Below are 21,875 nucleotides of genomic sequence, written 5' to 3' on the forward strand. Positions count from 1 at the left end.
GCGCCCGCGGGAAAGCCCGGCTCCGGCCGGGCTTTTCTTTTTTGTGACGATGGTATTCTGCGCAGCTGAAGGCCGCGGCAACCGAGGCAACGATGGAGGAGTGGTACAACCCGGAGCAGCTCTCCCAGTGGGTGGGGACGGCCTGGGCCTGGGTGCGCGCGGAGGTCATCGTCTGGCCGAGCCTGCTCCAGCTGCTCGCCGTTCTTTCGACCTTGCTGCTGGCGGCCGTGGTCGGGCCGCGGCTGCGGCGCTTCCTCGGCAAGATCGGAGGCACCGGGCGCGGCCAGCGCATCGTGGCCGCCTCGGGCCCCCTGTTGCTGCCGCTGCTCTGGCTGCTGCTGGTGGGGCTGGCCTGGCAGGTAGCGGTACTGCAAGCATGGCCCGCGCGAATTCTCGAGATCGCCGTCAGCCTGTTGTCGGCCTGGGTGGTGATCCACCTGGCTTCGATGGTGATCCGCAACCCGGTCTGGTCGCGCGCCGTGGCGATCAGCGCCTGGACCGTCGCCGCGCTGAACATCCTGCGGCTGCTCGAGCCGACGGTGACCCTCCTCGACGGCGTGGCGATGCAGCTCGGCGGGGTGCGGATCTCCCTGCTGTCGCTGGTGAAGTCGGTGTTCGCGCTGGCAGTGCTGCTGTGGGTCGCCACGGCGCTGTCGGAGCTGCTCGAGACCCGTCTCAGGCACAGCCCGAATCTCACGCCTTCGGTGAAGGCGCTGTTCGGCAAGTTGCTGAAGTTCAGCCTGGTCACTCTCGCCGTGCTGGCGGCGATCACCACTACGGGGATCGACCTGACGGCGCTCGCCGTGTTCGGCGGCGCGCTGGGCGTCGGCATCGGCCTCGGCCTGCAGCGCGTCGTGGCGAACCTGGTTTCGGGCATCATCCTGCTCGTGGACAAGTCGATCAAGCCCGGCGACGTTGTCGCCGTCGCGGGCACCTACGGCTGGGTCAACACGCTCGGCGGCCGCTACGTGTCGGTCATCACCCGGGACGGCATCGAGCACCTGATTCCGAACGAGGAGTTCATCGCGACCACGGTCGAGAACTGGACCCACTCGGACACCAAGATCCGGGTCAAGATTCCGATCGGGGTCCACTACAAGTCGGACGTGGAGCGGGCGATCGCGGTCTGCGAGGAATGCGCCGGGGAGGTCGATCGGGTCATCGCCGATCCCGGGCCCGTCTGCCAGTTGCGCAACTTCGGCGACAGCGCGGTGGAACTGGAACTGAGAATCTGGATTGCGGATCCGATGAACGGGGTCAACAACGTGCGCAGTGAAACCCTGCGCCGCATCTGGCGGGCCTTCCACGAGGAGGGGATCGAGATTCCCTATCCGCAGCGGGATCTGCACCTGGCCAGCGCCGTGCCGCTCGAGGTCAGGCTCGGACAGGGACAAGGAGAAGAAGCGAAATGAGCGCGCGCAAGGGACTGGGGCCCGGCGCCTTCGAGCCGCCGCCGCCCGGCCGCTCGTACGAGCCTTACGTACCCGCGGCGGCAGGGCTGGCCGAGTTCACCTTCAAGGCGATCGGCCTGGGCATCGTGTTCGGCATCGTGTTTGGCGCCGCCAACGCCTACCTCGGCCTGCGGGCCGGGTTGACCATCAGCACCTCCATCCCGGTCGCGGTGATGACCGTGGCCGTGTTCAAGGCGCTGCAGGCGGCGGGCCGCAAGGGCACCATTCTCGAGGCCAATCTCTCGCAGACGGTCGGCTCGGCCTCGAGCTCGCTGGCCAGCGGCATCATCTTCACGCTGCCGGCCCTGTTCCTTTGGGGACTGTCCCCAAGCCTGCTGCAGATGACCATGCTGGCCATGTGCGGCGGGCTGCTCGGCATCCTCTTCATGGTGCCGCTGCGCCAGTTCCTCATCCACCGGGAGCACGGCAAGCTGCCCTATCCCGAGGGCACGGCCTGTGCCGAAGTGCTGGTGGCGAACGAGACCGGCGGCGGCAACGCGCGTTTCGTGTTCATCGGCCTCGCCGCCGGCGCCGCCTTCAAGGCCCTGACCTCGTGGGCACGGGCGATTCCGGACTCGGTCCACGCGGCCCTGCCCTGGCCGCGCAAGGCCGAACTCGGCATGGACCTGTCGCCGGCCCTGTTCGGCGTGGGCTATATCCTCGGCATCCGCATCGCTGCAGTGATGGTGGGCGGCGGGCTGCTTTCCTGGCTGGTGATCATCCCGCTGCTCGACTGGTGGGGCGCCGGCCGGACGCTGCCGCTCTACCCGGAGACCCAGCTGCTCATGACCGACATGAGCCCGGCACAACTCTGGACCCGCTACGTGCGCTACATCGGCGCCGGCGCCGTCGCTGCAGCGGGCATCATCACCCTGGTGCGCAGCCTGCCGGTCATGCTCGACAGTTTCCGCATCGGGTTCGACCAGCTGCGCGACCGCCGGGACCAGGTCCCGGTCGCCGTGCCCCGGACGGCCCGCGACCTGCCGCTGCGCTTCGTCGGCATCGGCGTGGTGACCATCGTGGCCGTGCTCGCGGTCGTGCCGGTGGCGTTCGGCGAGGTGGGCGGGGTCGGCATCCGGCTGGTGGCGGCGGTGTGCGTGGCGGTGTTTGCCTTCTTTTTCGTCACCGTCGCCTCGCGCATCGTCGGGCTGGTCGGCGTGACCAGCAATCCCACCAGCGGCATGACCATCGCCGCCCTGCTGGGCACGGCCGGCATCTTCCTGGCCTTCGGCTGGACCGATCTCAGCGGCAAGGCGGCGGCGATTACGGTCGGTTGCGTGGTGGCGATCGCGGCCTCGATCTCGGGCGACACCTCCCAGGACCTGAAGACCGGTTACCTGCTGGGCGCGACACCGCGCCACCAGCAGGTCGGCGAGCTGGTGGGCGTGCTGACCTCGGCGGTGTTCGTCTGCCTGGCCGTGCTCCTCCTGGCCGAGACCTTCGGCTTCGGCAGCACCGAGCTCCCCGCGCCGCAGGCCACCCTGATGAAACTGGTGATCGACGGCGTGCTGGACCAGTCGCTGCCGTGGGGGCTGGTCGCGGTTGGCATTGGGATTGCGGTGGCCTGCGAGTTGCTGAAGATCCCGTCGCTGCCCTTCGCTGTCGGGGTCTACCTGCCGGTCTCAACCATGACGCCGATTTTTCTCGGCGGGCTGATCCGCTGGTGGGCGGAGCGCAGTGCGCAGGGTGCGGTGGAGGCCGGCGAGCGGCGCGAGCGCGGCATCCTGCTCGGCAGCGGTTTCGTCGGCGGCGAAGGGCTGCTGGGCGTGGCGATCGCCGGCGCGGCGTTCGTGCTGGGCCGGCGGCCCCTCGGGCTGGGCACGGGCTGGCTGGGCAGCGACCTGCTGGCCACGCTGGTGGGCCTGACGGCTTTTACCGCTTTCGCGGCCTGGTTCGTGCTGCAGGTATACCGCAGTGGGCGTTGAGGGCGCGCGCGGCCTGGCTAGGGGCGCCCGGCTCGCGGCCTTGCTGGTCCTGGTCGCCTGCCTCGGCGCCTGGGGCCCGGTGGCCCGGGCCGCCCCGGAGCCGGCGCAGATGGCCGAGCTGCTCCGCCGGGCGGCGGAGCAGTTGCGCAGCACCGGCCGCATGGAGGTTGCCGGACAGCCGGTGTTGTCGGCCGCCACGCTGCCCCAGCTCTACGAGCAGCGCGGTTTCACGCTGCTGTGGACCGTGCCCGCGAACCGGGAGGCCATGCTGGGAGAGATCGCGGCGGCCAGCGGCGACGGGCTGGACCCGGCTGACTACCACTTCCAGGTCCTGCGCCGGATGCAGACGGCGCGCGAGCAGGCCCCGGACGACCCGGCGCTGGCCGTGGCCGCGGACCTCTTGTTCAGCGATGCCCTGGTGCGCCTCGCCGCCCACCTGGCGCACGGCAAGCTCGACGCCGAGACGCTGGCGCCGCGCTGGGACGCGGACCGGCCGCTGCGTGGCGAGCCGGCGGCCACGGTCCTGACGCGCATCGCCACCGGCAACGCGCTCGCCGTCCAGCTGGCCGAACTGCGGCCGGTCCAGCCGCTGTACGGGCGCCTGAAGTCCATGCTGGCGCGCTACCGGCTGGCGGAAGAGCAGGGCGGGTGGCCCGAGATCGGCTCCGGGCCGGTGCTGCAGGAAGGCATGGAGGATCCCCGGGTCCCGTTGCTGCGCCGGCGACTGGCGGAAACCGGGGATTTCGACGGGGTGGTCGTGGATTCGCCGCGCTTCGAACCGGCCCTGGCTGCCGCCCTGCGCAGCTTCCAGGCGCGGCGCGGCCTGGAGGCGGACGGCATGTTCGGCCCGGCGACCCGACGGGCCATCAACCTCCCGGCCGCAGAGATGGTCAACCGGCTGCGGGTCAACCTGGAGCGTGCGCGCTGGCTGCTCAGCGAGGTGCGCGGGCGCTTCCTCGTAGTAGACCCCGCGGGCGCGCGCGTCCTGCTGCTGGACAACAGTGAGCCGACGGTTTCCCTGGCTGCTGAATTCGCGCCCGCCCTGGCGGCACTGCCTGCGCTGCGCGGCGAGTTACGATATTTCGTCGTGAACCCCGACTGGGTGCTGCCGCCGGCCCTGGTGCGCGGCCAGGTCGGGCCGCTGGCCCGACGTTCGCCCGCCCGGCTGGAGGCCATGGGCATCCGGCTGCTGAACCGCGACGGCACGGCGCGGGCGCCGGCCGCAGTGAACTGGACGGCAGGGGACATGGTGGTGCAGCAGCTGCCCGGACCCGGCAGTTTCCTCGGCGGCTTCCGCTTTCCTGCCGGTCCGCGGCCGGAAGTTTTCCTGCACGGCGCGGCGACGGCGTCGGGAGAATCCCTGCCCGGCTCGGTGCGGCTGGATGATCCGGGGTCGCTGGCTTTCGGGCTGGCCTCGCCGGAGGCAGCGTGGGATGCGAGCGAGGTCCGAGCGGCGCTGGAATCCGGCAGCCCGCGTACCTTTGTCCTGCCGCGGCCGGTGCCCGTGCTGTTTGCGCCCTGGACGGCCTGGGCGGACAACGCAGGGCAACTGTTCCTCCGGCCCGGCTACGAGGAGCGGGATGCAGCGATCGCGGCCGGTCTTGCCCGGCGCGCTGCGCAGGACTGAGCGCTCCGGCATGGTCTGCACTGCGCTTGCTTGCCGCCCGGGGCGGCGCATAATCAGGGGTTGACCCGGACGAAAATGAGCCCCATGGAGCAGCTTTCCGGCCTCGACGCCGCTTTCGTTTATCTTGACGCTCGCAACGCGCCCATGCATGTGGGCGGCCTGCACGTTTACCAGCCGTCGCAGGGCCGCTTCGGTTTCGAGGAATTCCGCGCCCACATCGCCGCCTGTATCGACCGGTCGCCCATCTTCCGGCGCCGGCTGCAGCAAGTGCCGCTGCGGCTGGGCCGTCCCTTCTGGATCGACGACCCGCATTTCGACCTCGACCTGCACCTGCAGCATTCCGCGCTCCCCGCGCCGGGCAACTGGGAGGCGCTGCGCGAGCTCGCGGCCCGGATGTTCTCCCGCCCGCTCGATCCTGAGCGGCCGCTCTGGCACCTGACCTTCGTCGCGGGCCTCGAGCATTGCGGCAGTTTCCCGCCGGGCAGCTTCGCGGTGATCTCCCGAGTTCATCATGCGGCTGCGGACGGGCTGGGCACGCTGGACATGTTCAACGCTATCTGGAGCCACCAGCCGCAGCGCCTCAAGGCCCGCCGTCATCGTGCGCGGCCCCGGCCGCCGCGTCCGCCCGGCGCGCTCAAGCTGCTGCGGAAGAGCCTCGGCGGCGTGTTCCGTGAGCCGGGCGACACGCTCGGCTGGGCGGCCGGCGTGCTGCGCGGCGGCCTCGGCGTCGGGCGGGAGTTCATCGCCCGCGAGCACCATGCGCCGCCGATGCTGTTCCAGGCGCCGCGCAGCCCTTTCAACGTGCCGATCAGTTCACGGCGGGTGTTCGACGCGGCCAACCTGCCGCTGGAGCAGGTGCGCGCGATCCGGGCGGCCGTGCCGGGCGCCACCGTCAACGACGTGGTGCTGGCGGCCTGCAGCGGCGGCTTGCAGCGGTACCTGGGGGACTACGGCAACCTGCCGGAGCGGGATCTGATCGCGATGGCGCCGATTTCCGTCCGCAACCAGGTCAACAAGGGCGGCAACCGGGTGTCGGCCATGCTGGTGCCGCTGGAGCTCAAGGCAAAGGACCCGCTGGAGCGCCTGCGCCGGATTCACGAGCACGCCGTCGACAGCAAGGCCTACACCGAGGCCATCGGCGCGGCGACGCTCGCCGACACTTCCCGGTTCGTGCCGTACTCACTGGCGACTGCGGCGGCGGGGCTGTACTCGGGCCTGCACCTGGCGCGCTACCACCGGCCGCCGTTCAATCTGGTCATCACCAATGTCCCTGGGCCGCGCGAACCGCTCTATCTCGGGACTGCGAAGCTGCTGGAGGGCTACGGGACCGCCCCGGTCCTCGACGGCCTCGGCCTCATCCTGGTGGTCACCAGCTATCTCGATACCCTGACGGTCAGCGCCACCGCCGCGAATGAAGCCGTGCCCGACGTCGAGCGGCTGATCGAAGGCGTCCGGGCGAGCTTCGCCGAGTTGCACGCCGCCATCGGCAAGCGGAAACCGGTGCCGAGGGCGAAGAGGAGGCGCGCCGATGCCGCCGGCTGAAGAACGGGTCGGCCCGCCGCCGCTGCTGTGGCAGTTCCTGGAAGGCCGGGCGATGCTCGAGCTCGGCGCCATGGCCTGGCTCTACCCGCTGCTGCGGCAGGCGCCCCGGGGCGACGGCCATCCCGTGCTGGTGATTCCGGGCTTCCTCGCCAGTGGCAGCTCCACCTTTCCGTTGCGCCATTTCCTCAAGACGCTCGGCTATGCCGCGCACCGCTGGAAGCAGGGGCGCAACCTCGGCGGGGTAGGAGAGACCGAGGAACGCCTGGTCGGCCGATTGAAAGAGCTGCGGGAGCGCTACGGGCGCCGGGTCAGCGTAATCGGCTGGAGTCTCGGCGGCATGTACGCCCGCGAGCTTGCCTGGCTGGCGCCCGACGACGTGCGGCTGGTGATCACGATGGGCTCGCCGTTCCGCAACCATACCGGTACTGCGGTGGCGTTCCTGTACGAGGATGTCAGCGGCCAGAGCGAGGCGCACATGGACCCGCGCCTGCTGGACCGGCTGTCGCAGCCGCCGCCGGTGCCCGCGACTTCCATCTATACGCGGACCGACGGCGTGGTGCACTGGCGCTGCTCGCTCGAGCATCCCTCGCCGACGACCGAGAACATCCGGGTGGCGGGGAGCCACTGCGGGCTGGGGCACAACCCGCTGGCGCTGTGGGCCATCGCCGACCGGCTGGCGCAGCCGGAGGGCGACTGGCGGCCTTTCCGGCGGGAAGCGTTGCGCCGTTTCGCTTACCCGGCGCCCGACCGCGGCGACTAGCGGCCGGGCAGGTACCCCCCTGCGATACCGCCCGTTCTGGCGTAGACTCTCGCGCTGTTCCAGTCCCGGAGAGCGAACCCCGTGAAGGACTTCGTCGACGCTGCCAACAACCTCATGTGGGGTTCGCTGCTGATCTGGCTGCTGCTGGGCGCCGGGGTGCTGTTCACGGTGATCTCCGGTTTCATCCAGCTGCGGCACTTCGGCCACACTTTCGGGGTCATGAAACGCAGCTTCCGGCGCGAGCACGGCGGCATCTCCTCCTTCGAGGCCTACTGCACCAGCCTCGGCGCCCGCGTCGGCACCGGCAACCTCGCCGGCGTGGCGGTGGCGCTGGAGCTCGGTGGTCCGGGCGCGGTGTTCTGGATGTGGGTCACCGCCATGCTCGGCATGGCCACGAGCTTTTTCGAGTCGACGCTGGCCCAGCTGTTCAAGGTGCCGAACGGGGACGGCAGCTACCGCGGCGGCCCCGCCTTCTACATGCAGTACGGGCTGGGCAAGCGCTGGATGGGCGTGCTGTTCTCGGTGTTCCTGATCCTGGCGTACCCCATCGCCTTCAACGGCGTGCAGTCCAATACCATGGCGGCGGCCGTGGCGGAGGTCACCGACATCGGCACCGCCTGGACCGGGGTGCTGACGGCTTTTTTCGTCGGGCTCGTGATCTTCGGCGGCATCCGCCGGATCGCGCGCGTGGCCGAGATCATCGTGCCTTTCATGGCGCTGGCATACCTCGGCATGGCCCTGTGGCTGGTCGCCACGCACGTGGGCCAATTGCCCGGCGTGTTCCGCCTGGTGATCGAGAGCGCCTTCGGCATCGGCGAGGCGGCCGGCGGCGTGCTGGGCTACGGGATCGCGCAGGCGCTGATGCACGGCGTGCGCCGCGGGCTGTTCTCGAACGAGGCGGGGTCGGGCAGCGCGCCGATCGCGGCCGCGACCGCCGACGTGCGTCATCCTGCGAGCCAGGGCTACGTGCAGATGCTGGGCGTGTTCACCGACACCATCGTGATCTGTACCAGCACGGCCGCGATCATCCTGCTGTCGGGGCAGTTCGAGGCTGGCGCGGGGCTGACCGGCATGGCGTTGACCCAGGGCGCCATGAGCGCGCTGGTGGGCGACTGGGGCGCGGGCTTCATGACCGTCGCGTTGCTGTTTTTCGCCTTCACCTCGATCATGGCGAACACCTACTACGGCGAGACCAGCCTGGCGTTCATCCGCAGCGACGCGCGGCTGGTGACGGCCTACCGCTGTATCGTCCTGGTGGGCGTGTTCGTGGGTTCGCAGCTCAACCTGCCGCTGGTCTGGGCCATCGCCGACCTCTCGATGGGCTTCATGACCATCGTCAACCTGGTTGCCGTGCTGCTGCTGTCGGGGCTGGTGATCAGGGTCATGCGAGACTACAACGCGCAGCTCGCGTACCACGTCGAGCCCGTGTTCGACGTCTCGCGCCACCCCGAGATCCAGCGACGGTTGCCCGGCGGAAGCTGGTGAGCGCGCGCTGCGCATGAATCGCCTGGGCCGGATGCCGGCGGCGGCGCGAGATACACTCCTTGGCATGCGCAAGAGCAGGGTTGCCAGGATGGCCGGGGTAAACCGATGGGTGGGGATGGGCCTCGCGCTGGTCCTGGCGGCCGGCTGCGCGCCCGGCGACGAGCAGCCGGCGCCGGGCGGCATGCGCGAGTTCGAGGCGTCACTCGAGGGACTCGAGCAGCTGGCGCGCGAGTTCCCGCCGGTCGACGGCGCCCCGCTGCGCTGGCCGCAGGACCATGCGGCCCATCCTGGCCAGTTCACCGAGTCCTGGCTGGTGGCCGGCCTGCTGCGCGACCAGTCTGGCGGGCGACACGGTTTCCAGCTGTTGCTGCAGCGGGTTGCGCTGTGGTCCGCCGAGGCGGAGCGGGCGTCGGCCTGGGCCGCCGAGGCCGCGTGGTACGGCCGCTTCGTGCTGGAGCAGCCGGGTGCGCCGCAGCTGGCGGCGGATCGGCTCAGCCGCGATGCGCTGGGCCTGGCGGGGACGACCGAGGCACCGGTGGCGGCGTGGCTCGAGGACTGGCGGATCGAACTGCAGCCCGAGAGCGGCACGCTGACAGTGCGGGCACAAAGCGACACGGGCGGCATGGAGTTGCGCCTGGCGCTGCCGCCCGCGCCGCCCGCACCGCTGGCCGCGGAGGCGCGGCGCGGTTACTGGTGGCCGGGCCTCGAGGGTACTGGTGCCATCCGGCACGGCGAGACCGTGCTCGAGGTACGCGGCACTGCGCTGCTGGAGCGCTGGTGGGGCCGGGCGCCGCCGGCCGGCAGCGGCCAGCTGGCGCTGGCCCGCGTGTGGCTGCTCGACGCGACGGGTGGCGCCGTGCGCTGCGAACAGTTGCGACGTCGCGGCGGCGGCGGCACCCCCCTGGGTTCGTGCACCGAGTATCCTTCCGGCAGGGAAATTACCGCCGTGCCGGCGCCCGCAGGCGACGAGGGCGTCGCGGGGGCGCCGCCGCTGCGCTGGCGGCTGGACTGGCCGGGCGGCGGGGGCGACTTCGCCTGGGAACCGCTGGCGAGGCCCGGCGACCCGGGCCCGGAGTGGTCAGGCTTGCTGGTGCCAGAAGCGGCCGGCGTCGCGGCCGGTCGCTGGGGCTTGCTGGCCCTGAGCAATTTCGGGGCGCCCTGAGCCGCAAGCGGAAGGAGGACCCGTGCCATGAAATCCCCGGCCATCGCTGTTGCCACGCTGATCGGACTGCTGGCGCTCGCGGGCTGCGGCCGAAGCGAACAGGTTCCGGTCGAACTGGGCGCGCCCGGTCAGATTCCGCCTTCGGCCCAGCGCGCGGGTGATCCGGCGCTGGGCTACGAGATCCTGGTCAATCGCGGCTATGTCAGCTGTGGCGTGCCGCGCGCGGCCTTCGAGCGAGCCGCTGCCGAGGCCCCGGCAACACGCCGGTTCGAGCTGCCGGGACGCGACGAGCACAATGCCGGCCTGCCTTACCAGCTGAACGCCGCCACCACCGCCGACGGCGTCGAGCTGGTGGTGTCCAATTGCCTCGCGTGCCACGGCGGGGAGTTCAACGGCGAACTGGTGGTCGGGCTCGGTGACGCCTTCGCCGACTTCACGACCAGTCCCATGGCAGGTATCGAGCGCCTCGGGCTGCTGGTGGAAGACGGGGCGGAGGCCGCGGCCTGGCGGCGCTGGGCCGACCGGATCGGCGCCATTGCACCCTACATGGTGACCGACACTGTCGGCGTGAATCCCGCTCCCAACCTGACCATGGCGCTGATGGCCTATCGCGACCCGGATACGCTCGCCTGGCACGGCGAGCCGCGGCTGGAACCGCCGCCGTACGAGCCCCTGCCTACGGCCGTGCCGCCCTGGTGGCGCATGCAGAAGAAGCACGCCATGTTCTATCACGGCGGCGGGCGGGGCGATCACGTGCACTACATGATGCTCAAGTCGCTGGTATGCACCGACGAGGTCGAAGAGGCGCGGGAGATCGACGGCTGGTTTACGCATGTGCGTGCCTACATCAGTTCGCTGCAGCCGCCGGCCTGGCCGTTTGCGCTCGACGAGGCGCTGGCGGCCGAGGGGCGCGTCGTGTTCGAGCGCCAGTGCGCCGCCTGCCACGGCACCTATGGCGAGAACGAGACCTATCCGAACCTGGTGATCGGCCTCGAGGAGGTCGGCACCGATCCCGCTTACGCACTGCAGGCGGTCGAGGCCGAGCGCTTCATCCGCTGGTTCAACGGTTCCTTCTACGGCCAGGGTGCGCAGGCGATGCCGGCGCCCGGCTATGTCGCACCGCCGCTGGACGGCGTCTGGGCCACTGCGCCGTACCTCCACAACGACTCGGTGCCGAGCCTGGCGGCGCTGCTGGACAGCAACCGGCGCCCGACCTATTGGCGGCACCGGACCGGGCCGCGCGAATACGACCCGGCAGCGCTGGGCTGGGCCTACGATGCGCTCGATCGCGGCAAGGAAGGCGCGGCCGATCCGGCGGCAGCACGCTACATCTACGACACCACCCGGCGCGGCTACGGCAACTACGGCCACACTTTCGGCGACGCTCTGACCGAGCGGGAGCGGGCCGCGGTGCTGGAGTACCTCAAGACCCTGTGAGGTTGCCTCCGCCGGCCCCGCGCCGCCGCAGCAGGAACTTCTCCAGCTCCACCAGGGGCACCACCGTCGCGGCGACGAGGACCAGCGGGAGCCACTCGCTACGGCCCAGCGGCGCGGTGCCGAAGAGGGTGTTGAACGTCGGCAGGTAGGTGAAGCCGAGCTGGAACAGCAGCACGACGACGACCGCGGCGACGGCGACGCGATTGCCGAACAGGCCGTTGCGGTTGAGGGTCGGCGCCAGCAGGTGTCGCACCGTCAGCAGGTAGAAGACCTCGAACAGCACCAGCGTGTTCACTGCCATGGTGCGCGCCGTCTCGAGTTCGTAGCCCGCGTTGCGGGCCGCCAGGAACACGCCGAAGGTCCCGGTGACGACGAGCAGGGACACGAAGGCGATGCGCCAGGTGACGAAGCGCCCGAGCAGCGGCTCGTCGGGGCGCCGGGGCGGGCGCTGCATGATGTCCCGCTCGGGAGGCTCGAAAGCCAGCGCCAGCGCCAGCGTGACCGCGGTGATCATGTTCACCCAGAGAATCTGCAGCGGCGTGATCGGCAGGGCGCGGCCCAGTGCGATCGCGAGGATGATCATCAGCGCTTCCGCGGCATTGGTGGGGAGGATGAAGAGGATCGCCTTGCGGATGTTGTCGTAAACGGTGCGCCCTTCCTCCACGGCGCTTTCGATGGAGGCGAAGTTGTCGTCGGAGAGCACCATCTCCGCGGCCTGGCGGGACACTTCCGTGCCGCCCCTGCCCATGGCCACCCCCACGTCGGCGCGTTTGAGCGCCGGCGCGTCATTGACCCCGTCACCCGTCATGGCGACCACTCGGCCGCTGGCCTGCAGGGCTTCCACCAGCCGCAGCTTGTGCTCGGGGCTGGCGCGCGCGAACACGTCCGCTGCCACGGCCACGCGGCGGAGCTCGCTGTCGCTCAGCCCCTCGAGGTCTGCGCCCAGCACGGCGGCAGAGCCATCCCCGATCCCCATTGCTGCGCCCACTGCGCGCGCCGTGCTGAGGTGATCGCCGGTGATCATCTTGACCCGGATGCCGGCGCTGCGGCACCGGGCCACGGCGGTGACCGCCTCCTCCCGCGGCGGGTCGATCAGGCCCACCAGCCCGAGCAGCGTCAGCCCCGACTCGACCTCGGCGAGCTCGAGTTCCGGGCCAGACTCCGGACCCGGGGTGCGAGTGGCCAACGCCAGCACCCGCAAGCCGTCCCGCGCCAGCGCCTCGGCGCGCTCCAGCCATTCCCCGGCGCGGCAGGGCGCCACGCCATCGGCGCCGGCGACCTGCGCGCACATTTCGAGAATTCGCTCGGGTGCGCCCTTGGCGAAAATCACCCGGTGGCCTTCGTGGTCGTGATGCAGCGTGGCCATGTAGCGGCGCTCGGACTCGAAGGGGATGGTGTCGTCGCGGGGCAGCGCGTCCCCCAGGCGGCCGGGGTCCAGGCCGGCCTTCAGCGCCAGCGTCAGCAGCGCCCCCTCGGTGGGGTCGCCATCCAGTTTCAGGCCGCCGGCCCGGGCGTGAAACTCCGCGTCGTTGCACAGTGCCGCGGCGCGACACAGCCGCATCAGCACCGCGTCCCCCGCCGGGTCCGGCTCTTCGTCTCCCAGGCGCAGGGCGCCGTGGGGGTCGTAGCCGACACCGGTGACGTGGTACTCGCGCCCGGCGAGCACGATCCGGCCGACGGTCATTTCGTTGCGCGTCAGCGTTCCGGTCTTGTCGCTGCAGATGACGGACACCGAACCCAGGGTCTCGACTGCCGGCAGCTGCCGGATGATGGCGTTGCGCGCGGCCATTCGCTGCACGCCGATCGCCAGGGTAATGGTGATGATTGCGGGCAGCCCCTCCGGGATGGCGGCCACGGCGAGCCCGACGGCGGCAAGGAACATCTCGTCGAGCGGGTAGCTGTGGACCAGCGAGCCGAAGGCCATCGTGCCGAGCGCAACAACCCCGATGACCAGGCTGAGCTTGCGGCCGAAACGGTCCAGCTGCCGCGTCAGCGGGGTGCTCAGGGTCTGGACGCGGGCCAGCATGGCGCTGATGCGGCCGAGCTGGGTCTGCGCCGCCGTGGCGACCACCACGCCGGTGCCGGTGCCGGAGGCCACCAGCGTGCCGGACCAGGCCATCGATGCCCGGTCCCCGAGCCCGGCGCCTGGAGCGACCGGGGCGGCGCTCTTGGCCGCGGCGACGGATTCGCCGGTCAGGAGCGCCTCGTCGACCTGCAGGTTGCGGCACTTCAGCAGCCGGAGGTCGGCCGGCACGAGGTCACCCGCCTGCAGCAGCACGATATCGCCCGGCACGATTTCCTCGGCCGGCAACTCGCTCCGGCGGCCGTCGCGAAGCACCATCGCGCGCGGGGAGAGCAGCTCCGTGATGGCCTCCAGGGCACGCTCGGCCTTGCCTTCCTGCACGAAGCCGATGATCGCGTTAATCAGCACCACGCCCAGGATTACGCCGGTGTCGGTCCATTCGCCGAGCAACCCGGTGACCGTAGCGGCGGCCAGCAAGACCCAGATGAGCACATTGTTGCATTGCGCGAGGAACCGTCGCAGGGCGCTGCGCCGGGCCGGCTCGGGCAGGCGGTTGGGCCCGTAGCGGGCCAGCCTTGCCCTGGCCTCTTCGGCGGCGAGGCCGGCGGTATTGGCAGCGAGCTGGGCCAGGACATCGGCGGCCGGCAGGCTGTGCCAGGCGGGCGCAGTATCCGGGGCGAGCGGCATGGAACTCTCGAGTGGCTTTCCCATCTAGAGGCTAGACGGGTGGCATACACATGCAAGTCGTGTTTTCCGTCGCCGTGCCTGGTGCCGACTCCGGTGTCTCGGCTGCCTCGAAGTACAATCCACTCTCTGCGCACGAGGAACTGGAGATGAGGAGACGAACGATGCTGGGTCACATGGCCTTGATGCTCCTGGCGCCACGCGTATGGCCGGTAGCTGCATTCGCTGACGAGCCAGGACCTGCGCGGCCGCTGCAGGCTACGCGGGAGGACTGGAAGGAAATCCTGCCCGAGGACCGCTATCACATCCTGTTCGAGGAGGGCACCGAGCCGGCGCGCAGCAGCCCGCTGGACAAGGAATACGGCGACGGCACCTACATCTGCGCCGCCTGCTACCAGCCGCTGTTCGACAGCGCCGACAAGTTCGACAGCGGCACCGGCTGGCCGAGCTTCACGCGGCCGCTGCCGGGCGCGATGGACACCAAGCGCGACTTCAAGCTGATCTGGCCGCGGACCGAGTACCACTGCAGCCGCTGCGGCGGCCACCAGGGCCACGTCTTCAAGGACGGCCCGCCGCCGACCGGCGAACGCTGGTGCAACAACGGCCTGGCGCTCGAGTTCGTGCCGCAGGGCCAGCCGCTGCCGCCCCTGCGGGACCCGGGCCAGTGAGGGCGCGCTGGCAGGCTGCGCTCGCCCTGGCCCTCGCCGGGCTGGCCGCAGGCGCCGCAGCGAATCCCGCCGGCGAATCCGGGCCTGCGACGGGCGAGAAGGCCGTTGCCACCTTCGCGGGCGGCTGCTTCTGGTGCATGGAGCCGCCCTACGACGCGCTCGAGGGCGTCCTGTCCACGACCTCGGGCTATGCCGGCGGCACGGAAGAGGATCCGAGCTACGAGCAGGTGGCACGCGGCCTGACCAGCCATGCCGAGGTGGTGCAGGTGGTCTACGACCCCGCCCGCGTCAGCTACGAGGAGTTGCTCCGCGTGTACTGGCGCAACATCGACCCGCTCGCCGTGGACCGGCAGTTCTGCGACGCCGGGCGGCAATATCGCAGCGCCATCTACTATCACGACGAAGCCCAGCGGGCGGCGGCGGAGCGGTCCTTGCAGGAAGTGCAGGCGCGATTCGACGCGCCCGTGGCGACCGAGATCGAGCCGCTCGCCGACAGCTTCTACCCGGCCGAGGCCTACCACCAGGACTACTACCAGAAGAACCCGCTGCGTTATCGCTTCTACCGCTTCAATTGCGGTCGCGACCAGCGGCTGGCGGAGCTTTGGGGTGAAGAAGCAGGCGGCTACAATAAATAAAACAGAAGTTTAGGGGAATTATCTGATGTTGATTATCATGCGTATCCTGGTGCTCGCCGGATTGTTGGCCATGGCGGCGACAGTGGCTGCGGCGCGGCCCTTCGACGTCGAGGACCTGGTGCGGCTCGCCCGGGTGTCCGACCCGCAGGTGGCGCCGGACGGCCGGGCGGTAGTTTATGTTCTGCGCGAGACCGACATCGAGGGCAACCGCGGGCTGAACGGCATCTGGCTGGCGCGCACCGACGGTGCGGCCGAACCGGTTCGGCTGACTGCGCCCACCGCCAGTGCCTGGCACCCGCGCTGGGCACCGGACGGTTCGGCGCTGTATTTCCTCTCCACCCGCAACGGCTCCGCCCAGGTCTGGCGACTGCCCCTGGCCCAGCCCGGCGAGGCGCGCCCGGTCACCGGCTACCCGCTGGCTGTGAACGCCTTCGCGGTCTCGCCGGCGGGCGACCAGCTGGCGCTCGGCATCGATGTGTTCCTCGACTGCGACAGCCTGGCCTGTACCCGGGAGCGGCTCGACGAACGCGCGGCCGACCCGGCCACCGGCGCCGTCTTCGACCGCACCTTCGTGCGGCACTGGGACAGCTGGAAGGACGGGCGCCGGGGGCAGCTGTTCCTGGCGGAGCTCGATGCCGACGGCCAGGCCGGCGCACCGCGTCGGGTCAGCGTCGGGCTGGACGCCGATATTCCCACCCGTCCGTTCGGCAGCGCCGGCGAGTGGGCCTTCAGCCCCGAGGGCGATGACCTGGTGTTCGTGGCCCGGGTCGAGCCGGCGGGCGAGCCCTGGAGCACCAACACCGACCTGTACCGCGTGGCGACCCGTGGCGAGGCGCAGCCGGAGAACCTCACCCCCGACAATCCCGCCTACGACAACTCGCCCGTGTTCTCGCCGGACGGCCGGTACCTCGCTTGGCTGGCCATGAGCCGCCCGGGATTCGAGGCCGATCGCAACCGCATCCTGCTGCGCGACCTGCGCAGCGGAGCAACCCGCGAAGTGGCGCCGGATTGGGACCGCTCGGCGCATGGCCTTGCGTTCTCGCCCGACGGCCGCCGGCTCTACACCTGGGCGGACGACCTGGGCCATCGCCGCCTGTTCGGGGTGGATGTCCGCTCGGGCCGTGTCGACGCGCTCAGCGGCGACGGCAGCGTGGCCGGATTCGGCATCGGCCCGGGCGTAGCGGTATTCGCGCGCCAGCATCTCGCCTCGCCGGCGCAGCTGTTTGCCGTCGACCTCCGCGGGCGGGGGGAGCGCCAACTCACCGGTCACAACGGCGCGCTGCTGGAGGAGGTCGCGTTCGGCGCCTATGAGCAGTTCAGCTTCCCCGGCGCCGGCGGCCGGACCGTCTACGGCTGGGTGGTGAAGCCCGCGGCCTTCGAGCCGGGCCAGCGCTACCCGGTGGCCTTCATCGTCCACGGCGGGCCGCAGGGCAGCATGGGCAATTCTTTCCATTACCGCTGGAATCCCCAGACCTACGCCGGCAAGGGCTATGCCGTGGTGTTCATAGACTTCCATGGATCAACGGGTTACGGGCAGGACTTCACGGACAGTATCACGGGAGACTGGGGCGGGAAGCCGCTCGAGGACCTGCGGCTGGGATGGTCCGCCGCGCTCGAGCGGTACGACTTCCTGGACGGCGAGCGGGCTTGTGCACTGGGCGCGAGCTACGGCGGTTACATGATCAACTGGATCGCCGGGGCGTGGGCCGACGGCTTCGACTGCCTGGTCAACCACTCGGGGATCTTCGACAACCGCAGCATGTATTACTCCACCGAGGAACTCTGGTTCCCCGAATGGGAAATGGGCGGGCCGCAGTTCGTGGCGCCGCAGGGCTTCGAACGGCACAACCCGGTCAACCTCGTCGCCGGGTGGGAGACGCCCATGCTGGTGATCCACGGCGCCCTGGACTTTCGCGTGCCGCTGGAGCAGGGGCTGGCTACGTTCAATGCGCTGCAGCGGCGAGGGATCCCGAGCCGGTTCCTGTACTTCCCGGATGAGAACCACTGGATCCTGAAGCCGGCGAACTCGGTGCAGTGGCACCGGGTGGTGGAGGACTGGCTGGACCGCTGGATCGGGGCCGGCGCCGCGCAGGACTGAGTAGCTCGAGGGGCGCCGGCCGGGCCCGCGCCCCTCTTTTTCGATTGTTTACATACATCCATGAATGTATAATTCAGGGTCTGTTGTCCCGCCGCCGGCGTCCCGTTGGAGTCAAGCATGCATGCGCCCCCCATGACCGGCCGTGGCCTCCCGTCATGGCTTCTCCTGCCAGCTGTCCTCGCGCTCGCTGCGTGCAGCCAGGAGGGCGGCGAGGGCCAGCCCGGGGGCCCGGGCGGCCCGGGCGGGATGCCGCCCGCGCCCGTTACCGTACAGGAGGTGACCACGCGCTCGGTGGTGGTCGAAGCCGACTACACGGGCCGCGTGCGCGGCCTGCGGCAGGCCGAGGTCCGGGCCCGCGTCGGCGGCATCCTCGAAACCCGCCTGTACGAGGAGGGCGAGGAGGTCGCCGCGGGCGCGCCCCTGTTCCAGGTCGATCCGGCGCCGTTTCGCATCGCAGTGCAGCGAGCCGAGGCGGCACTTGCCAATGCGCGGGCCGAGCTGAACCAGGCCCAGCGCGAGTGGCGGCGCGTGTCGCGGCTGTTCGAGCAGGGCGTGGCGAGCGAGCGTGAACGCGACCTGGCCCTGTCGGTGCGCGAACTCGCCGAGGCCGGGCTCGCGCAGGCCGAGGCCGGACTGGCGCAGGCCGAGCTGGAACTGGGCTATGCCACGGTCCGCGCGCCTGTCGCCGGGTTTACGGGCCTGGAAGCGGTGACGCCGGGCAACCTGATTGCGGCCGGGGACCTCCTGACGACGGTCACCCAGCTCGATCCGGTGCAGGTCCGGTTCTCGCTCCCGGCCGACGCCGCCGCGGCGCGCCGGGCCCTGGCCCGGACAGGCGCAGGCGCGGATCAGGAGACCCTGCAGCTGACGCTCGTCCAGCGCGGCGCCCCGCCGTATCCGGAGCCGGGCCGGATGGATTTCCTCGCCAGCACGGTGGACCCGGCGACCGGCAACGTGATGGCGCAGGCCGTGTTTCCGAACCCGGAGCGGATCCTGCGCCCGGGCGAGACGGTGCGCGTGCGGCTGGCAACCGAGCGGCTCTCGGGGGTGATCGTCGTCCCGCCGGAAGCCGTCTCGCAGAGCCCGCGCGGCGCCACGGTATTCGTGGTCGGCGGAGAAGGGAAGGCCTTGGCGCGGGTGGTGACGCTGGGGCCGGTACTGGAGGAGGGCCAGGTGATCCTCGACGGCCTGGAGGCCGGCGCGCGGGTGGTGGTGAACGGGCAGGTGGCGTTGCGCGACGGCGCCAGGGTCGAGGTCCAGGCGCCGGGTGACGAGGCCCGCTGATGCTGCGCTTCTTCATCGACCGGCCGATCTTCTCCGCGGTCGTCTCCATCCTGATCGTGATCGGCGGCGCCGCGGCGCTGCGCGTGCTGCCGGTCGAGCAGTACCCCGACGTGGTGCCGCCGCAGGTCGTGGTCACGGCAATCTTCCCTGGCGCGAGTTCACAGGTGCTGGCCGACTCCGTGGCGGCGCCGCTGGAGCAGGAAATCAACGGCGTCCAGGACATGATCTACATGGAGTCGGCGGCGAATGATTCCGGCGCGGTCCAGGTCACGGTGTCGTTCGAGATCGGCACCGATCCGGACCAGGCCCAGGTCGACGTCAACAATCGCGTGCAGGCAGCGCTGCCGCGCCTGCCGCAGACCGTGCGCAATCTCGGGGTCCGGGTCGAGGCGCGTTCGACCAGCATCCTGATGGTGCCGGTGCTGCTTGCTCCAGACGGACGGCACGACACGCTGTTCATCAGCAATTACGCCCTGCTGAACGTGCTGGACGAGCTGGTGCGCCTGCCGGGCGTGGGCGATGCCGCGCTGTTCGGCGCGCAGGACTATTCCATGCGCATCTGGCTGCGCCCCGACCTGATGGCGCAGTACGGGCTGACGCCGAGCGACGTGGCGGCTGCCCTCCGCGAGCAGAACGCACAATTTGCCGCGGGCCGCATTGGCGCCGCCCCGGCGCCGCCGGACCAGGCTTTCACCTACACGCTGTCGACCCGCGGGCAGCTGACGACGGCCGCGGAGTTCGAGGACATCATCCTGCGCAGCGAGCCCGACGGTTCGATCCTCCGGCTCGGCGACGTCGCCCGCGCCGAACTGGGTGCCCAGGACTATGGTTTCTCGGCGACCTACAACGGCCAGCCGGCCGTGCCGATGGGGATCTTCCTCCAGCCCGGCGCGAATGCGCTGGATACGGCCGACGCCGTCTACGCCGCCTTCGATGAGATGTCCCAGCGCTTTCCGCCGGGGCTCGAGTACCGCATTCCCTACGACACCAGCGATTTCGTCCGCATCTCCATCCGGGAGGTCTATGTCACGCTGTTCATTGCCGTGGGGCTGGTGGTGCTGGTGACCTTCCTGTTCCTGCAGCACTGGCGGGCCACGCTCATCCCGATCGCCGCCATCCCGGTGTCGCTGGTCGGCACCTTCCTCGGCATGCAGGCGTTCGGGTTCTCGGTGAACCTGCTGACGCTGTTCGGCCTGGTGCTGTCGATCGGCATCGTGGTCGACAACGCCATCATCGTCATGGAGAACGTGGCGCGACTGATCCAGGAGGAGGGGCTGAAGGCCCGCGAAGCCTCCATCCGCACCATGCAGCAGGTCGCCGGCGCGGTGGTGTCCTCGACCCTGGTGCTGGTGGCGGTGTTCGCGCCCGTGACCTTCCTGGGCGGGCTCTCCGGCGAGCTGTACCGCCAGTTCGCCGTGACCATCGCGATTTCGGTGGTGGTTTCCGGCATCGTGGCGCTGACGCTCACGCCGGCGATGTGTGCGCTGCTGCTTGACCGCGAGGCGCGCGCCGTAGCCGCCCCTTTCCGGCTGTTCAATACCGGCTTCGAGCGCCTCACCTCGGCCTTCGTTGCCGGCGTCGGTTTCCTGTTGCGGCGCCAGGCGCTGGGCGTGCTCTTTTTTGCCGCCATGATCGCCGTGACCGGAGTGCTGTTCCAGCGGCTGCCGACCGGCCTGGTGCCGCAGGAAGACCAGGGTGTCGCCATCGTGGTCGGCCAGCTGCCGCCGGCCTCGGCGCTGCCGCGGACCGAACGGGTCCGCGACCAGCTGTCGGCGCAGCTCCTGGGCGGCTTCGAGGAAATCGAGGAGTTCACCAGCTTCGCCGGCTTCGACATCATTGGCCGGGCGCAGCGGACCAATGCCGTGGTCGGTTTCGCGCGTTTCGCCGACTGGCGCGAGCGCACCGGCCCGGGCCAGGACACCGCAGCGGTGGCGCAGAAGATCATGGGCATGGGCTTCGGCATCCAGGAAGCCAGTGTCTTCGCCTTCACCCCGCCGCCCATCCAGGGCCTGTCGCTGACGGGCGGGGTCGAGGGCTACCTGCAGGCCCGCGGCGCACTGGACGCCGGCAGCCTCGGGATGCTTTCCAACCAGTTCCACGGCGCGACCGAGGGCCGGCCGGCGATCGGCAGCCTGCGGCTCTTCATCGACGCCAGCGTGGCCCACTATCGCGCCGAGATCGATCGCGACCGGGTGCGGACGCTCGGCGTGCCGATCGATGCCGTGTTCGACGCCATGCAGAGCACCTTCGGCAGCCTGTATGTCAACGACTTCACGCTCGAAGGCCGGAACTGGCAGGTGAACGTCCAGGCCGAGGGCGAGTTCCGCAGCCGCCCGGAAGACCTGCGCCGCATCTTCGTGCGGGCCGGCGACGGCAGCATGGTGCCCCTGAGCTCGCTGGTCCGACTCGAGCGCTACGGCGCTGCCGACAGCGTGGAGCGCTACAACCTCTTCCCGGCCATCCGCTTCCTCGCCGAGCCCGCGCCCGGCTACACCAGCGGCGAGGTGAAGGCGGCGCTGGAGGCGGCCATGGCAGAGGGCATGGGCAGCGGCGCGCGGCTCGGCTGGATCGGCGAGGCCTACCAGCTGGAGGCGGCCGCCGGCGCCGGCGGCATCGCTTTCGCCATGGGCCTGGTGATGGTCTTCCTGATCCTCGCGGCGCAGTACGAGCGGTGGTCATTGCCGGTCGCGGTCGCCACCGCGGTCCCCTTCGGCGTGCTGGGCGCGGTGCTGGCCGTCATGCTGGCGGGCTTCCCGAACGATATCTATTTCCAGGTCGGCCTGTTGGTGCTGATCGGCCTGGCGGCCAAGAACGCCATCCTGATCGTCGAGTTCGCGGCCCAGAACCGCGCGGCGGGCATGGACGCGGCCGAGGCCGCGCAGCGGGCCGCGCGCCAGCGTTTCCGGGCCATCATGATGACGGCCCTGACCTTCATCATCGGCAGCCTGCCGCTGGTTTTCGCCACCGGCGCGGGCGCTGCCAGCCGCCGGGAGATCGGCACCGTGGTGGTGGGCGGCATGATCCTGGCCAGCACGCTGGCGCTGCTGTTCGTGCCCCTGTTCTACAAGCTGCTGGAAGACCTGTCGGCCTGGCG

General features: G+C 70.4%; 13 protein-coding genes and 1 pseudogene. 13 read left to right on the top strand and 1 reads right to left on the bottom strand.

Features of this window, described 5'->3' with window-relative positions; translation table 11 throughout:
- Window positions 1–92: 92 nt before the first annotated feature.
- The 8 genes from G6N75_RS12830 to G6N75_RS12865 all read left to right on the top strand — a co-directional run bounded on the left by G6N75_RS12830 (window position 93) and on the right by G6N75_RS12865 (window position 11,389).
- Entirely contained in the window at window positions 93–1,412 is a 1,320-nt protein-coding gene (locus G6N75_RS12830; RefSeq protein ID WP_165348764.1) for a mechanosensitive ion channel domain-containing protein, read from the top strand.
- Complete coding sequence (locus G6N75_RS12835; protein ID WP_165348765.1) at window positions 1,409–3,376, top strand: oligopeptide transporter, OPT family; 1,968 nt, start codon at window positions 1,409–1,411, stop codon at window positions 3,374–3,376. Before G6N75_RS12830 ends, G6N75_RS12835 begins: the two co-directional genes overlap by 4 nt.
- Window positions 3,366–5,003, top strand: coding sequence for a peptidoglycan-binding protein (locus G6N75_RS12840; RefSeq protein ID WP_165348766.1), 1,638 nt, complete (start codon window positions 3,366–3,368; stop codon window positions 5,001–5,003). The genes G6N75_RS12835 and G6N75_RS12840 overlap by 11 nt, the downstream gene beginning before the upstream one ends.
- A gap of 84 nt (window positions 5,004–5,087) precedes the next feature.
- The gene (locus G6N75_RS12845) at window positions 5,088–6,545 is read left to right on the top strand and encodes a wax ester/triacylglycerol synthase family O-acyltransferase (RefSeq protein WP_165348767.1); all 1,458 of its coding nucleotides are present in this window, start codon (window positions 5,088–5,090) and stop codon (window positions 6,543–6,545) included.
- On the top strand, window positions 6,532–7,305 hold the full coding sequence (locus G6N75_RS12850) for an alpha/beta hydrolase (protein ID WP_165348768.1): 774 nt from the start codon (window positions 6,532–6,534) through the stop codon (window positions 7,303–7,305). The genes G6N75_RS12845 and G6N75_RS12850 overlap by 14 nt, the downstream gene beginning before the upstream one ends.
- 81 nt (window positions 7,306–7,386) lie before the next feature.
- Window positions 7,387–8,790 carry an alanine/glycine:cation symporter family protein gene (locus G6N75_RS12855; RefSeq protein ID WP_165348769.1) on the top strand — a complete coding sequence of 468 codons (1,404 nt, stop codon included), beginning with the start codon at window positions 7,387–7,389 and terminating at the stop codon, window positions 8,788–8,790.
- Between the two features lie 115 nt (window positions 8,791–8,905).
- Window positions 8,906–9,952, top strand: coding sequence for a lipocalin-like domain-containing protein (locus G6N75_RS12860; RefSeq protein WP_165348770.1), 1,047 nt, complete (start codon window positions 8,906–8,908; stop codon window positions 9,950–9,952).
- A 27-nt stretch (window positions 9,953–9,979) separates the two neighbouring features.
- Complete coding sequence (locus G6N75_RS12865; protein WP_165348771.1) at window positions 9,980–11,389, top strand: c-type cytochrome; 1,410 nt, start codon at window positions 9,980–9,982, stop codon at window positions 11,387–11,389.
- Here the strand turns inward: G6N75_RS12865 and G6N75_RS12870 are convergent.
- Entirely contained in the window at window positions 11,376–14,099 is a 2,724-nt protein-coding gene (locus G6N75_RS12870; RefSeq protein ID WP_165348772.1) for an HAD-IC family P-type ATPase, read from the bottom strand. The two genes, G6N75_RS12865 and G6N75_RS12870, sit on opposite strands and share 14 nt — an antisense overlap.
- Window positions 14,100–14,245: 146 nt before the next feature.
- Here G6N75_RS12870 and msrB point away from each other — a divergent pair, with 146 nt between their 5' ends.
- From msrB to G6N75_RS12895, 5 genes and pseudogenes are all read left to right on the top strand, one after another.
- A complete protein-coding gene (gene msrB / locus G6N75_RS12875) occupies window positions 14,246–14,764 on the top strand; it encodes a peptide-methionine (R)-S-oxide reductase MsrB (RefSeq protein ID WP_165348773.1) in 519 nt (172 codons plus the stop codon).
- A complete protein-coding gene (gene msrA, locus G6N75_RS12880) occupies window positions 14,761–15,399 on the top strand; it encodes a peptide-methionine (S)-S-oxide reductase MsrA (protein WP_165348774.1) in 639 nt (212 codons plus the stop codon). The genes msrB and msrA overlap by 4 nt, the downstream gene beginning before the upstream one ends.
- 25 nt (window positions 15,400–15,424) lie before the next feature.
- On the top strand, window positions 15,425–17,497 hold the full coding sequence (locus G6N75_RS12885; protein WP_206203119.1) for a S9 family peptidase: 2,073 nt from the start codon (window positions 15,425–15,427) through the stop codon (window positions 17,495–17,497).
- A gap of 246 nt (window positions 17,498–17,743) precedes the next feature.
- A complete protein-coding gene (locus tag G6N75_RS12890) occupies window positions 17,744–18,781 on the top strand; it encodes an efflux RND transporter periplasmic adaptor subunit (protein ID WP_240901131.1) in 1,038 nt (345 codons plus the stop codon).
- A pseudogene (locus G6N75_RS12895) lies at window positions 18,781–21,867 on the top strand (multidrug efflux RND transporter permease subunit); the annotation flags it as partial. The gene G6N75_RS12890 and the pseudogene G6N75_RS12895, both read left to right, overlap by 1 nt.
- Window positions 21,868–21,875: the final 8 nt, after the last annotated feature.

It is taken from the genome of Thioalkalivibrio sp. XN8, from assembly GCF_011058255.1.
Lineage (GTDB): Bacteria > Pseudomonadota > Gammaproteobacteria > Steroidobacterales > XN24 > XN24.